The sequence below is a fragment of the Rhodopirellula sp. P2 genome, assembly GCF_028768465.1.
Lineage (GTDB): Bacteria > Planctomycetota > Planctomycetia > Pirellulales > Pirellulaceae > Rhodopirellula.
In genome coordinates, this window is sequence record NZ_CP118225.1 from 5975910 (window position 1) to 5990432 (window position 14523).

9 protein-coding genes and 1 tRNA gene are annotated in these 14523 nt (G+C 59.0%); 8 read left to right on the forward strand and 2 right to left on the reverse strand.

The window, feature by feature from the left end:
• Window positions 1-33 precede the first annotated feature (33 nt).
• From PSR62_RS21035 to PSR62_RS21050, 4 genes are all read left to right on the forward strand, one after another.
• Entirely contained in the window at window positions 34-2136 is a 2103-nt protein-coding gene (locus PSR62_RS21035; RefSeq protein ID WP_274404950.1) for an ABC transporter transmembrane domain-containing protein, read from the forward strand.
• Window positions 2137-2229: 93 nt separating this feature from the next.
• Complete coding sequence (locus PSR62_RS21040; RefSeq protein WP_274404951.1) at window positions 2230-3579, forward strand: HlyD family secretion protein; 1350 nt, start codon at window positions 2230-2232, stop codon at window positions 3577-3579.
• A 101-nt stretch (window positions 3580-3680) separates the two neighbouring features.
• Window positions 3681-5264: a TolC family protein gene (locus PSR62_RS21045; RefSeq protein ID WP_274404952.1), complete on the forward strand. Its 1584-nt coding sequence runs from the start codon at window positions 3681-3683 to the stop codon at window positions 5262-5264.
• 82 nt (window positions 5265-5346) lie between these two features.
• Window positions 5347-5772, forward strand: coding sequence for a BLUF domain-containing protein (locus tag PSR62_RS21050; RefSeq protein WP_274404953.1), 426 nt, complete (start codon window positions 5347-5349; stop codon window positions 5770-5772).
• A gap of 1417 nt (window positions 5773-7189) precedes the next feature.
• Here the strand turns inward: PSR62_RS21050 and PSR62_RS21055 are convergent.
• Window positions 7190-7273: transfer RNA gene (locus PSR62_RS21055), tRNA-Leu, on the reverse strand.
• A gap of 438 nt (window positions 7274-7711) precedes the next feature.
• On the opposite strand from PSR62_RS21055, the gene PSR62_RS21060 reads away from it, so the two are divergent.
• The 4 genes from PSR62_RS21060 (at window position 7712) to pgsW (ending at window position 12748) form a co-directional block, all read left to right on the forward strand.
• Window positions 7712-8524 (forward strand): 3-keto-disaccharide hydrolase, encoded by an 813-nt coding sequence (locus PSR62_RS21060; RefSeq protein WP_274404954.1) that lies wholly within the window; start codon window positions 7712-7714, stop codon window positions 8522-8524.
• A 1191-nt stretch (window positions 8525-9715) separates the two neighbouring features.
• Entirely contained in the window at window positions 9716-11035 is a 1320-nt protein-coding gene (gene pgsB, locus PSR62_RS21065) for a poly-gamma-glutamate synthase PgsB (protein WP_274404955.1), read from the forward strand.
• A gap of 1 nt (window position 11036) precedes the next feature.
• On the forward strand, window positions 11037-11537 hold the full coding sequence (pgsC, locus tag PSR62_RS21070) for a poly-gamma-glutamate biosynthesis protein PgsC (RefSeq protein ID WP_274404956.1): 501 nt from the start codon (window positions 11037-11039) through the stop codon (window positions 11535-11537).
• The gene (gene pgsW / locus PSR62_RS21075) at window positions 11534-12748 is read left to right on the forward strand and encodes a poly-gamma-glutamate system protein (RefSeq protein ID WP_274404957.1); all 1215 of its coding nucleotides are present in this window, start codon (window positions 11534-11536) and stop codon (window positions 12746-12748) included. Before pgsC ends, pgsW begins: the two co-directional genes overlap by 4 nt.
• A gap of 21 nt (window positions 12749-12769) precedes the next feature.
• Here pgsW and PSR62_RS21080 read toward each other — a convergent pair whose 3' ends face one another.
• Entirely contained in the window at window positions 12770-14344 is a 1575-nt protein-coding gene (locus PSR62_RS21080; RefSeq protein ID WP_274404958.1) for a prenyltransferase/squalene oxidase repeat-containing protein, read from the reverse strand.
• Window positions 14345-14523 lie beyond the last annotated feature (179 nt).

A 14523-nucleotide genomic window follows, 5' to 3' on the forward strand; every position in this document is an offset into this window, starting at 1 on the left:
AATCCGACCTCCGTTGGCACCTTTTTGATTCGCATGGATTCCCCCTCATTCTCTGACGCGATTGCACCGGACGACCAGTCCATCTTGCGATCCTTGACTCGGATCGGGCAAAGCCTTGGTCTGCCAATCGATTTGGCGGACGTCCTGTCCAACGAATCGATGCCGGAGGACGAAGACCCACTGTGGGTGCTGCAAACCAGCGCCATGCAGGCCGGCGTCGTGCTGGACGAAACCCATGTGGAATCGGGCGCCGAAGCCTTTGGCTTTCTCAGCGAAGGCAACCCGATCGTCCTGGCCTACAACGACGGGTCCCTGCGAGTCCTAGAAAAGGCGAACTGGCGATCGGTCGAAATGTTCACCACGAACGACCAAGTCAATTCCAAGGTGATCAGTCGTTACAAACTCGGCCAACTGTTCACCACCTCGCCCGCGCCGCGGATGCTGATCGCCCGCAAGCAATTTGAATGTGACTCCGTTTCGGCCACCTCCCACGGCCACGCCGGACATCATGCGGCCCCCACACCGATGCGTCGGTTCATCGCCTTGTTGAATCTGGATCGCCGCGACGTTTGGATGGTGGTGCTGTTTGCACTCGTCGCCGGGGTGCTGTCCTTGGCCACGCCGCTGGCGGTCGAGTCCTTGGTCAACGTGGTCAGTTGGGGCACCCAGTTCCAACCGCTGATTGTCTTGGGGCTGATGCTGCTGACCTGCCTGGCAATCGCCGGTGTGCTCCGTCTGCTGCAAACCGTGGTCGTGGAAATCATCCAGCGTCGGCAATTTGTTCGCATCGCCAGTGACCTCGCTCACCGATTTCCTCGCGCCAATCAAGAACACCTCCGGGGCGAATGCCCACGCGAACTCGCCAACCGTTTCTTTGACATCATGACGATTCAGAAGGCGACCGCGGTGCTCTTGCTCGACGGGGTCTCGATTGTCCTGACAACGGTTTTGGGCATGATCGTGCTGGCGTTCTACCATCCGTTTCTGCTGGGATTCGACATCGTGCTGGTCATCGCGATGGTCTCCTTCATCTGGGTGCTTGGTCGCGGCGGCATTCGCACATCAATCGAAGAATCGATTGCCAAGTACCACGTCGCGCATTGGTTGCAGGACGTGATCGCACAACCCTCGGTGTTCAAAACCAGTGGTGGCGAAGGGTTGGCGATTCAGCGCACCGACCGTCTGACCGCCGACTACATCGCCGCCCGCCAACGACAATTTCGAGTCGTGATTCGGCAAGTCGGTTTCGCAATCACAGTGCAGGTCATCGCCTCCACTGCGGTTTTAGCGCTCGGTGGTTGGTTGGTGATCGGCGGAGCCCTGACGCTGGGACAACTGGTCGCCAGTGAACTGATCGTGACCGTCGTCGTGGGTGCATTTGCCAAGGCAGGCAAATCATTGGAGAAGTTTTATGACCTGATGGCGGGCGTCGATAAAGTCGGCCACTTGGTCGACATTCCCGCGGATCAAAAGATCGAAATCGGACCGGTCGACGACGGACCTGCCCAGGTGACTTGGTCCAACCTCTCGTTTCGTGGCACCGCTTGGTCATCAAAGATCCCTGCCGCGACGATCCAACCGGGGGAACGAGTCGCGATCACCGGGGACGACATCAGCGGTCGCGCATGCCTGGCTCGGTCCCTCGCCGGCCTGATGGATGTCCCAGAAGGTCTGATTCAAATCGCTGGCATCGAAGCGGCTCAGGCAGCCACCTCCGGCATGGGGAAACTGGTCAGCTACGCGGGCGCCCGGGATATCTTTCGAGGAACCGTTCGCGAAAACATTGACCTCGGACGTCGCGGCATCGGGCAGCACCGCGTGCGGGAAGTGACCGGACAAGTCGGACTCACCGCCACGATCGAACAACTCGAAAACGGTCTGCAAACAACCTTGCAAACCGGTGGCTACCCGCTCTCGGAAGAACAAATTCTCCGACTGCTGATCGCCCGCGCCCTGGCCGTTCGTCCCAAACTGCTGGTCATCGATGGATTGCTGGACGATCTGGATGACTCCATGCGTGAGGGACTGTGGCCGCACCTCGCACCGGACACTCCCAGCTGGACGTTGATCGTCTTGACCAACCGCAAGGACGTCGCCGAGCGTTGCGATCACACCTTGTTCATCCGCCGGCCATGATTCCCCGCCTGCCGACTCCCACTCGGCTCGCCTCCGTTCCTCGCTCCCTCTTGAGCGTCTTGAATCGCCGAACCATCCACCCCCGACGACCTCATGATCCACGGCCATCACTCGTCTGACGACTTCGCGTCCATGCAACTGGTCCGCACGGGCAATTGGATTCGGTTTGTCGGCAAACTCACGTTTGCAGGCTTGCTGCTGTCGATCATCGCAATGGTGTTTGTCCCATGGCAACAAACCGCGAAAGGCATTGGCACCGTGGTGGCGATCGATCCGCAAGAGCGCCCGCAACCCGTTCGCAGCCCTTCCAAAGGCGTGGTGGAATTCGTCAAAGCGGGTCTGCGCGAAGGCAGCTACGTCGAACAAGATGAACTGCTGCTGCGATTGTCCCCTTTCTCCGTCGACGGCGTCTCACAAATGGACACGCAAATCATCGCGATGGAATCCAAAGAAGCCGCTGCGATGTCCGGGCTCGAAGTCGCCAAGCAAGCCGTCATGCTGCAGGAAAGCGGCGGGCGGAGCCTGACCGAATCACTGAAGCAGGACCTCGAGGCGTCCAAGCAAAAATGGGAACAGGCCAAGAACGAGGTGACATCGATGGAGGCGGAACTGCAAGACAAACGCAATCAACTGCGGATCGCCGAAGACGTGGCGGGCAAAGGCTTGGTGTCACGCGAAGAATTGTTCAGCAAACGACAGGCGGTCGAATCCCAAAATGCGAAAGTCCTGAAGTCTCAGAACGCGGTCCATGAACTGTCCGCCGCGTTGATCTCCAAGGAAGAAGAAATCGAAGCCAAATTGCAGGACATCGCGATCAAAAATCGAGACGCCGAACAAAAGGTGCTCGACGCCATGCAAAAGATCAACACGATCGAAAAGGAGATCTTGGATATCCGGAACAAACGTGGCGAACTGGATCGACTTGAAATCCGAGCCCCTCGTTCGGGACGAATCCAAGATTGGTTTGGCGTCGAAGGCAGCGACACCATCAAAGAAGGCGACCAACTGTTTGTGATCGTTCCCGACACCGATGAGCTGGCCGTGGAAATGAAAGTCAGCGGCAATGACATGCCTTTGATCCGAGAAGGCGCCCAAGTTCGGCTGCAATTTGAGGGTTGGCCGGCCGTCCAATTTGTCGGTTGGCCGTCCGTCGCCGTCGGCACGTTTGGCGGCAAAGTCAACCGAGTTTTCCCGACCGACGATGGCAGAGGCAATTTTCGAGTGCTGGTGACCCCGGACAATCATTTTGATCGGGAGAATGGTTGGCCAGATGACCGATATCTCCGACAAGGCGTCCGTGCAAATGGTTGGGTGCTACTCAAACGCGTTCCCTTGGGACAAGAGATATGGCGTCAACTCAATGGATTCCCACCGGTCGTGGCCAACGAGGAACCCGAAAAATCAAAAGACAAAGCATCCAAGATCAAATTGCCCAAGGCTTAAAGTCCGCCTGCGCCGCAAACTCGGCCAGCTCACCTGCGAACCGACACCGCACTCGGCTCACATTCGCGATCGTGGCTGCCCTTGCGTCCTGGCATCTCGTGATGCCCAGCCTCTGCCTCGCTCAGGATCCTGCGGCGGGGACGATGATCGAATCCGATTCCATGTCGTTCAAGCAGTTTCTCAGCGTCGCGCAGAGTGAACAGGCGGAGCCCGCTGCGGCGACCAACGACTCCGCCGCCACTTCCGCTGCGGAAGTCACCGACGACGACGCACTGGTTTTGGCCGATGTCATCGCCAGCGTTTATCGGTCTTACCCAGCGATCCTGCAGGCTCGCCAGGAATCCGGTTTGACCACCGGGGAACTGCTTTCCGCTCGCGGTGCCTACGACGTCAAACTCAACGCCTACTCGTTGTCCGAACCAAGCGGGTACTACGAAAACTACCGCAACGGATTGAAACTTGCCCGGCAAACATGGTGGGGCGGCTACGTCGAAGCCGGGTACCGGATCGGACGCGGTTACTACCAACCTTGGTACAAAGAACGCCAGACCGATGACGCGGGCGAATTCAAAACCTCGCTGATCCAGCCGCTGTTGCAAGGCCGGGCGATTGACCCGCAACGCGTTGCCGTCTTCCAAGCCTCTTTGGCACGGCAAGCCGTGGGACCAACGATTCAACAAGCGTTGCTGGAGGTGTCCCTCGACGCCACCACCAACTACTGGCAATGGGTCGCCGCCGGCTCGGCTCTGCAAGCCCAGCAGGAACTCCTGAAATTGGCCGAGGAACGCGGCGAGCAATACGAAGCCGGTGTGGAAGCAGGCAAGTTCCCCGAGATCGATTTGATTCTCAACCAACAACTCATCGCGGAACGCGCCACCAAGGTTCTGGAAACCGAACGCAAGTATCGTGAAACCGCGTTCAAACTGGGCCTGTTCCTACGAGACGACGGGGGCCGTCCGATCGTTCCCGATGACCAATGGATCCCGCGGAAATTCCCTGCCATCCAGCCACCACCACCGGGTGACTTCCAGGCCGACCTCGCCGCCGCCCTGTCCCGACGTCCCGAACCACAGATCCTGCAGTACCAAATTCGCGGCATCCAACTCGATCGCCAACTCGCCTGCAACGAAATGCTGCCGCGGTTGGACTTCGTCGCCGAAGCCTCGCAGGACATGGGTGAGCCAGCGACCAAGTCCGACGACAAGGGCGAATTCGAATTGGTGATCGGTTTCACCAGCGAAGTCCCGATCCAACGGCGCAAGGCGCGTGGCAAAGTTCAATCGACCACGGCGAAGATCGCACAAACGAATCAGAAGCTGCGTTTCGTTCGCGACAAGATCGGCGTCGAACTGCAAACCGCCTACAATGCCCTCTCGTTGTCCGGTCAAATCGTCGAGCAATCCGAAGCGTCGTTGCGGGCCAGCATCGACACGCTGGGGCGATATCGATTCGCGTTCGAACGAGGCAAGATCGATCTGATCTACTTGAACCTGCTGGAAACCAAGGCCAACGAGACCGAAATCAAGCTGATCGAGGCCCAGCAAAACTGGTTCGCCGCCCTGGCTCAAATGCAGATCGCGCTCGGTTTGGATCCACTCGAACAAGCGATGACGGTTTCCCAACTCCCCCCCAGCGACCTGCCCACTTCACTGGACTTGCAAGACACAGTGTCCAGCCAAGAGTAGGTCCGCGAGAACTCGCTCCAAACTTTCACGCTCGATGCTGCCACCAGCTTCCAACGCAACCGAGTCTGACCAAGGGAACATCATGTTGACGGAACTTGTTTACTGCAGTGTGGCAACCCGCGACATGTCTGCGGAGGACCTGAAAGGTTTGCTGGACCAGTCTCGCCAAAAGAACGCTCGTTTGAGCGTGACCGGCATTCTGCTTTACAGCGACCAAAGCCGGGAATTCATTCAGTTGCTCGAAGGGGAGCAGGACGCCATCGAGCAACTGATGGAAGTCATCACCGTCGATGATCGCCACACCTCCGTCGACGTCATGTACCAAGGGAACATCAAAACCCGAAGTTTCGATGGTTGGTCGATGGCATTTCGAAAGCTCGATGACGTGGATCCAAAGCTGCTGGAAGGCTCCCCGACCTTCAACGCCAACTCACTGCCGCCCGCTCTGCTGAATGGTCGCAACAGCCGAGCCCGATCGATCGTCATGTCCCTCAGCGAAAAGATGTGAGCACGCGACGACCGCTAGCATCGGCCCCATCTTGCTGCCCCCAAAGCGTCCCAACCACCCCCGTCCGCTGGATCCAAACGCAGTCCGGATCAAGGATCCAAGGGACGCAGCGACGGCAGCCATCCCCCTTCACCCTCCTGGCAGGAGCGTCGAGCGAAGCGAGGGGAGGTCGAACCGTGATCCACCAGCCAACACGATCCTGCCGAAACAAACGCTGCGTTCTATCGCCCACTGGTGGTGCTGCGCCTGCTTGCTGCCGGAACAGCGCTCCGCTTGGTCCGGCCTACATTGATCCGCCGATTTCGCAAGCCACGTAGGCCGTATCAAGGACCGAAGGGACGCAGCGACGGCAGCCATCCACCTTCACCCTCCTGGCAGGAGGGTCGAGCGAAGCGAGGGGAGGTCGAACCGTGATCCACCAGCCAACACGATCCTGCCGGAACAAACGCTGCGTTCTATCGCCTACTGGTGGTGCTGCGCCTGCCTGTTGCCGGAACAGCGCTCCGCTTGGTCCGGCCTACGTTGATCCGCCGATTTCGCAAGCCACGGAGGCCGTATCAAGGACCGAAGGGACGCAGCGACGGCAGCACTCCACCTTCACCCTCCTGGCAGGAGGGTCGAGCGAAGCGAGGGGAGGTCGAACGGGGATCCACCAGCCAACACGATCCTGCCGGAACAAACGCTGCGTTCTATCGCCTACTGGTGGTGCTGCGCCTGCTTGCTGCCGGAACAGCGCTCCGCTTGGTCCGGCCTACATTGATCCGCCGGCTTCGCAAGCCAAGGAGGCCGTACCAAGGAACGGAGTGACGCAGCGACGGCAGCCATCCACCTTCACCCTCCTGGCAGGAGGGTCGAGCGAAGCGAGGGGAGGTCGAACGGGGATCCACCAGCCAACACGATCCTGCCGGAACAAACGCTGCGTTCTATCGCCTACTAGTGGTGCTGCGCCTGCTTGCTGCCGGAACAGCGCTCCGCTTGGTCCGGCCTACATTGATCCGCCGGCTTCGCAAGCCAAGGAGGCCGTACCAAGGAACGGAGTGACGCAGCGACGGCAGCCATCCACCTTCACCCTCCTGGCAGGAGGGTCGAGCGAAGCGAGGGGAGGTCGAACGGGGATCCACCAGCCAACACGATCCTGCCGGAACAAACGCTGCGTTCTATCGCCTACTAGTGGTGCTGCGCCTGCTTGCTGCCGGAACAGCGCTCCGCTTGGTCCGGCCTACTCTGACCCGCCGATTTCGCAAGCCAAGGAGGCCGTATCAAGGACCGAAGGGACGCAGCGACGGCAGCAGCATGGATCCGAGTGCGGCGATTGGCAGGCTCGCTGCCGGAACTCCCCTTCGTTTCGGTCCGGCCGACTTTGGGTCGGCGCATAAAAAAAGCCCGGGCCAGTTGGTCCAGGCAATGTTCGAAGAAGTACCGAAGGAGGGACTCGAACCCTCACTGGATTGCTCCAACTGGATTTTGAATCCAGCGCGTCTGCCAATTCCGCCACTTCGGCTTCTTCTGAAAATGTCGATGAGGCCGCTGGCGACCACACGAAAATGGTTTCGCGGGGGGATGTCTCCACAGGGAAGACGTGCCTGGCTCCATCGAGACGCGAATTATGTCGAAGCGGCCTGGATCCCGCAAGACGGGTTCAGGCGATCTTTGCCGCCACCGGGGCGATTGATCCCGACCAGCCAAAGCATTGAAACGAAGATGCAAATTATCCGGCCGAAAGGGCCCGGTGGCGGGGACACCCGAAGGACGTCGCCGATCAACGGCACTCAAAGATCGCGAGGTCCGCGATCGATCACATGGAATCGACCAGCACCCCCAAACCCCAGCATCCTGATGCCCGCGAATTCCGTCGTCCCAATCTTTCCCCCAGCGAAAATCGTTCGGCTAGAATGGACGCGACCGATTCCCACCTCGTTTCCTCCCTGAACCAAACACCATGCTTCACCGCCGTTTTGCCACGCTCGCACTCACACTCGCCGCTTGGTCCCTGCCCGCGGTTTGCCCGTCCAGTTTTGGGGAAGAGTACCTCAACGGGATCACCTGGCAGGCACCACCGATCGTCACGCCGGGTGCCACCGCGGCTGATCCGCCGTCCGACGCGACCGTCCTGTTCAGAACGGCCGAGGACGTGAAAAACTGGAAGAACATCAAAGGCTGGAAGACAGACGGCAATGAGTTGGTCGCCGGCACAGGAGCGATTGTCAGCAAGGAAGAATTTGGCGACTGCCAGGTTCACGTGGAGTGGTCGGCACCGTCGCCTCCCAAGGGCAGCGGGCAAGGTCGCGGCAACAGCGGCATTTTCTTGATGGGTCGCTATGAAATTCAGGTGCTGGATTCGTACGAGAACGAAACCTATCACGACGGCCAGGCTGGCGCGATCTACAAACAAACCCCGCCCGCCGCCAACGTCATGCGTCCGCCAGGCGAATGGAACACCTACGACATCTTCTGGACCGCGCCGCGTTTCACCGAATCAGGTGAACTGGAAAGCCCCGCTTACATCACCGCGGTTCACAACGGCGTGCTGATCCTGAACCATTTCGAATTGAAAGGCGACACGCCTTATCACCGCCCACCAGAGTATTCGGCCCATGGCCCTCGAGGTCCGATTTCAATCCAAGACCATGGCAACCCAGTCCGCTTTCGCAACCTGTGGGTGCGAGAGTTCCAACCGGCGTCGGGCGAACAAACCCGCGAGCCCTTCCTTCGTGACGGCGAGAAAGAAACGCCCATCAGCGAAACGAAGTGAGCCTCACCCCAGGGCGCTGCCCGAATGGCACTTACTTCACCCTCCCTCAGGGAGGGTCGGCCCGCTTCGGGCCGGGGAGGGCGAACCTAAGCAGGTCGGCTGGAATGATCGGGCACAACCATGTGAGCCGTTTGGGCGTTAGCCCCGGTTGCGCGTGAAAACCGTGGCTAACGCCAACGGCTCACATACCCGATGACACCTGCGTACCTGCTTAAAACCCGGTGTGTAGCCCTCCCCTCGCTTCGCTCGACCCTCCCAGGGGGAGGGTGAATTTGTAAAGTAAGTGCCATTGGGCGTTGCCCTGGGCTGGCATCGGGCTGCCCCGTTGGGACCAAGTCGTCGAACAAAACCTGCGCAGTCCAAAGCAGCGTCAATCCCAAACATGGAGCAGCCCAGGGTTACGCGCTGGATCCAATGCTGAGCTCTCCCCACGCTTCGCTCGCCTCTCCGAAGGGGAGGGCATGACAAACGCTTGGCAATGCAAGACTTCAAAACGGCACGACCTCTTGGGCGGGCGGGGTTCTCAGGACGCTGCTGCAGCGTCCGATTTCTGGCGAATCCGGCTACGGCGTCTGATCCACCTGGCGACATTGCGGTCCACTGGGTGGCGGCTGGGCGAGCCTGCACGCGTCGCTGAAACATCTTGTTCTGGCGTATGCAGAACGCTCTTGAAAGGCAAACCATTTGGTCGATCATTGAGCAGACGGATCGCTGATCAGCGACCACGTTGAGCGATTCGAAACCAGGGGGATTCAGCCTCGCTCGTGGAGGGTTGCCCATCGCTTTCAGCCATCGCCTCCTCGGCTTGCCTTTCCACCGCGACACTTGAGCATCAACGGGGACGGGGACGTCTTCCAAATTCTTATCAGCGGATGCCAACCGTCGATTAGACCCTGTGCTTGGGTGCCCAGATTGCCATTGGACGATTCCAAGAGAAATTCACGGGAATGCTCTTTACTCGGACCGCGGCGAAATAATAATTCTCGCGATATCCAAAAACCAAACGGAGATTGCTGACTCCGGTTCTTGGCCTTTTCTTCAGCATCGGATGTTACTCCCCCATCTGCAGGGATCCCCAGCAGGCATTCCACGCCTTGCCAGTTTTGACGTTAACGCCCTGACTTTTCTGATGGTCGATTCCGGCCTGAGTGAGGTTGCGTCCATCCCCCACCCCAATCGAAAGATCCGTTCGTGAACGGCACGTTTGCATTGGTGGCATTTGCCGCCTCCGTGTGCGCTACCGCTATGGTCGAAGCGTACTGGTATCGTCGTCAACTTCTCAAAATCCCTTTTCGAATCCACGTCAACGGAACTCGCGGCAAGTCCTCGGTGACACGTTTGATCGCCGCAGGCCTGCGTTCCGGCGGCCTCCGAACATGTGCTAAAACCACTGGCACACTGGCGCGAATGATCCTTCCCGATGGGAAAGAGCTTCCGATTTTTCGACCGGACCGCGCCAACGTCATCGAACAGAAGCGAATCGTTCAAACCGCAGTCGGGCACAACGCCGATGCGCTCGTGATTGAGTGCATGGCGCTGCAACCATTGCTGCAATCGGTTTGTGAACTGAAACTGGTTCGCTCGACCCATGGTGTCATCACCAACGCTCGCGCCGATCACTTGGACGTGATGGGGCCGACGCGTTTGGATGTGGCCCGCGCCTTGTCAGCGACCACCCCCATCAGCGGCAACATGTTCACCGCCGAAGACCGCGCGGACAGTTTGTCCGTGATGAAAGAGGCCTGCGACGACCGCGGAAGCGAGTTGTTGGTCACCACGGCAGACGACGCGAACGAGATCAGCCAAGACGAACTGGCCCAGTTCAGCTACCTGGAACACGCCGAGAACGTTGCCTTGGCACTGAAAGTGTGCCAATCGATGGGCATCGCTCGCGACGTCGCTTTGCATGGCATGTGGGAAGCTCAACCGGACCCGGGTGCGATGCGTGTGCACGCTCAAACCGTTCACGGCAACACCTGGCACTTCGTCAACGCGTTTGCTGCCAACGACCCAGAATCCACCACCCGAATCTGGGACGCGGCTTACAACTATTTCCCAGGTGTCACACAGCGTGTGTTGGTGATGAACTGCCGCGTCGACCGCGCCGACCGTTCGACCACCATGGCTGAGGCCGTGGCGACCTGGGCCCCCGCGGATCGCTACGTGATCATCGGATCGGGCACCGACATCTTCCTTCGACGATTGCTCAAACGCGGGATTCATCCTGACAAAGTCATCTGCTTGGGAAATGCAGCCGGACCGGAACTGGTCGAGTCGGTGTTGGAATCACTCCGCCGCGAACAACGCGTGGCAACCGCTCCTCAACCACACTTCCAAATGGGCACGGCAGTCGCAGAAAAAGAACAGGAACCCTCGGCCATGATGCTGATGGGAATCGGCAACGTTGCCGGTCCCGGCATGGAATTGGCCGATCACTTCGGACAGGACCAGGGGTGGGAACGTTTCCGCACGCCTGTGACACATCCGGCACGAGTCTTGGAGATGGTTTGAGATGGAATGGCTCGCTTTGTCGATCGGCATTGGCCTGATCGTCAGTTTGATTTTCACCGAAGCGTTTGGCCTCAGCGTCGGCGGGATGATTGTCCCAGGTTACTTGGCGCTGGCTTTCGATCAACCGGCGACGATCATCGCCACGATCGCTGCCGCTTTGGTGACGGCGTGGGTCGTTTACCAGATCGATCGTTGGGCGATCCTGTTCGGTCGTCGACGAGTGGTGCTGACGATGGTGGTTGGATTCGCGATCGCAGCGTTGCTGCGGCAGATGATCGAACTGGCTTTCCCAGCGCTGCCAGTGGGCGTCGCCTTGGAAGCGGGCACGTCCGCCGCCTCGATGATGATGGCCGGAACCACGGTCATCGGTTTTGTCATTCCAGGGTTGGTCGCTCTCTGGATTGCTCGCAGTGGCGTGGTGCAAACCCTGTCACCGCTGGTGATTGCGACGTCTTTGGTCTACTTGGTCCTCGTGACCGCAGGTGTTGAAACGCTGGTATGAAGAAACTGTATTACCGTCCCCAGAAGATCTCTTCGGGTTCCCTGTTGTTCCTCGCCGCTCTGTCGATGGCAACGGTTCTCGCCCTGCGTGCCATGCCCCATCAGATGGGCGGATGGAGCACGATGGTGGCGGGCCTGTACGGCATCCCGGATCTGAAAGACCGCATGCTGGAAGCGTCGGAACGTGCCGACATCGCATTCGACGCGATTCACGCCAAGCGTTTGGAACTCGGCCATCCGCTGTTGGATGCGCAGGACCCAGCCGACACCGGCATGGTTGGCCCCTCGATGTCCGCCGTGACCACCTTGCCTGGTCACCTGCCTGCCAAGCAAACCTCAATCAATCCAAACTTTGCCGCAGTCGCAATGCGATTGCTGGTCGATGCAGGCGTTCGGCCAGGCGATCGCATTGCCATTGGTTGCACCGGATCCTTCCCCGCTCTGAACATCGCGGTCTACAGTGCGGCCGAATCGTTGGGAGCTCATCCGACCATCATCAGCAGTGCAGCCTCCAGCCAATTTGGCGCGAATTCACCGGACATGATGTGGCCGGACATGGAAAAACTGCTGGCCGACCAAGGCATCTTGGCTTACCGCAGCTTGGAAATTTCACGCGGCGGTTTTCGTGACCGCGCTGCGGGGATGACCGATGACACGCGCGAGATCTTGGACGCCGCGATCCAACGGAGCGGTGTTCCGATCATGGACAGTGTCGACGACGCCGATGCCATTGAGCGGCGCATGGTTGCGTATTCCAAAGCCGCGGAAGACGAAACCTACGCGGTCTACATCAACGTCGGTGGTGGTGACGCATCGGTCGGCGGCACCGAAGGCAACAACAGCATCGGCGAAGGCCTGATCACCCCCAACCAGCTCACAACCATCCAAAAGAAGGCTGGTTCCCCCGAGGCCGTCGACTGTGTCGCAACGCGGTTCCTGGCATCGGGTGTGCCAGTGATCAACATGATCAACGTGGTGGCATTGGCAAACCAATACGGGTTGCCAATCGCATCGACGACCAAGGTCGAAGTCGGCCAAGGGATGGTTTACACCATCATCGATCCACGCCGAGTGTTGGCGTTGATCGGGATCTTCTTCATCACGGCGGCCACCGCGATTGTCGTCAAACCACCTCACCGATTGACGAAGTGGTTGCAACGAAAAGGTTGGTTCGGCGACCAGCCCAAAGATCAGCCGCAATACATGGTTTGATTGGGCGACGACAACGTGTTCCTACAACGGGAACGCGTCTTCCTCTTCCTGCTCGGCGTACAGTGGCATGTGCCGGTAATAGACCTCAAGGATCATGGTCGCGAACGAAGTGGCGGCCAATCGGCCGCCTTCTTTGGGACCGGTGTGCGTGCCGGCTTGTGGGAAGTACCAACTGCCTTTGCTGCCACCGGATTGGGATTGAGTTTCCACCAACCAATCCCGCAGCTCCGCGTTGAACTTGTCCCATTCCGGGCCACCGACATGCCGAAGCACTTGGGCAGCGTAGTAGTCGTAATAGATGTTGTCTTTGCGAACGCCGATGTCGACCAACGTCTCCACACCCTTTTGCAATCCGGGGTGATTTTTGTCCCACCCCAAGTACATGCGGCACAACAACCCCGCGGCGGTGCAAGCCGGGCGGACTCGTGTGGAAGGCGATTGATAACCGTACATCGCACCGCCGTTGGATTGAACCTTGTCCAAAAACAACGTGGATCCATTGATCGTTTGTGGCGGCACAATCAGGTGCCCCATGTAAGCACTCTTCAGCGCCATCACTTGCCACCCCACCACGGACGTGTCACCGCCCGAAGCATCGCGGGGCTGATAGCGCCAGCCACCGTCAGCACACTGAGCGGTGACGATGTAGTTGATCGCTTGCTGAGTCGGAACGGCCAGAGCGGGGTCCTCGGTCATTGCGTAGGCTTCGCTCAGAACAATCGCCGCCAAACCGTGCGAGTACATTCCGTTGCCAGCTGATTCCGACAAATCCAACACAGGCAACCCGCGGACCGTGCCTTTCTTTCCGTTGGCGATCAAGAACAACAAACCACCTCGAACGACGTTCTTGAAGTCACCGGCATAGTGTGTTTGCCCGGCACCTAAGAACGGCAGCAAGGCCATCGCGGTCGCTGCGTTGACCGCTCCGACTCGCTTGGGTTCACCGGGATCGCCGCATTTGCCGTTGCAAACCAGGTTGTGTTGAAACGTCCATCCGCCGTTGGGGGCTTGGTGCAGTGCCAACCACTTGAGCGCCTCGGTCACCGCTGCTTCGCTGGCGGCCGACCCCCCATACTCACGCAACAGCTTCTTCTTCATGTCCACCGAACGGCTGTCCATCGCGGTCATCGAAACCGACGACAACGTTTGCAACGTCTGCGCGACGGGAGCCATGTCGGACGCCAAATCGGTCATCTCCATTGGCACCGAGGGCACGTCCATCGCCATCTCAACCTGCATCGTTTCGGTTGTGTCGAGTGCTTCGGAAAGCTCCACCGGTTCGGAGAACTCTTCCATCTCGACCATGTCACCGGGATCGATCTGTTCGATTTGGAACTCTTCGATCTCGGGGCCTTCTTCGCCGTTCGATGTGGCCGACAACACGTTCACGATTTTGACCGGGTCGGCAAACGTGACCAAACCAAGAATCAAAATCACTCCGATGTGGAACAACGTGCTGATCAACCACGCGGGAGCGGCCTTCAAGAATCCCAAGCGACGACGAGGGGCAGCCTCTTCCGCGCCTGGCGCTTCATCTGCCAATGTTGCGTCAACAAGGTCGTGATCTGGCAAGGACGTTTCCGAAACCGTGGCCATCAATCATCCCAAATGAAGAGGAGTCAAATCGTTGTCCCGACAAGTGGAACGCATGGACCTTGGTCGATGACGATCAAGACTTGTCGTTCCAGCTAACACACGGCACGGCATCGATGAACTCAATCAACGATCAATCCAAGATGCGAGAAGGTGCCGTTTTCGAACACTCTCATTGTAGC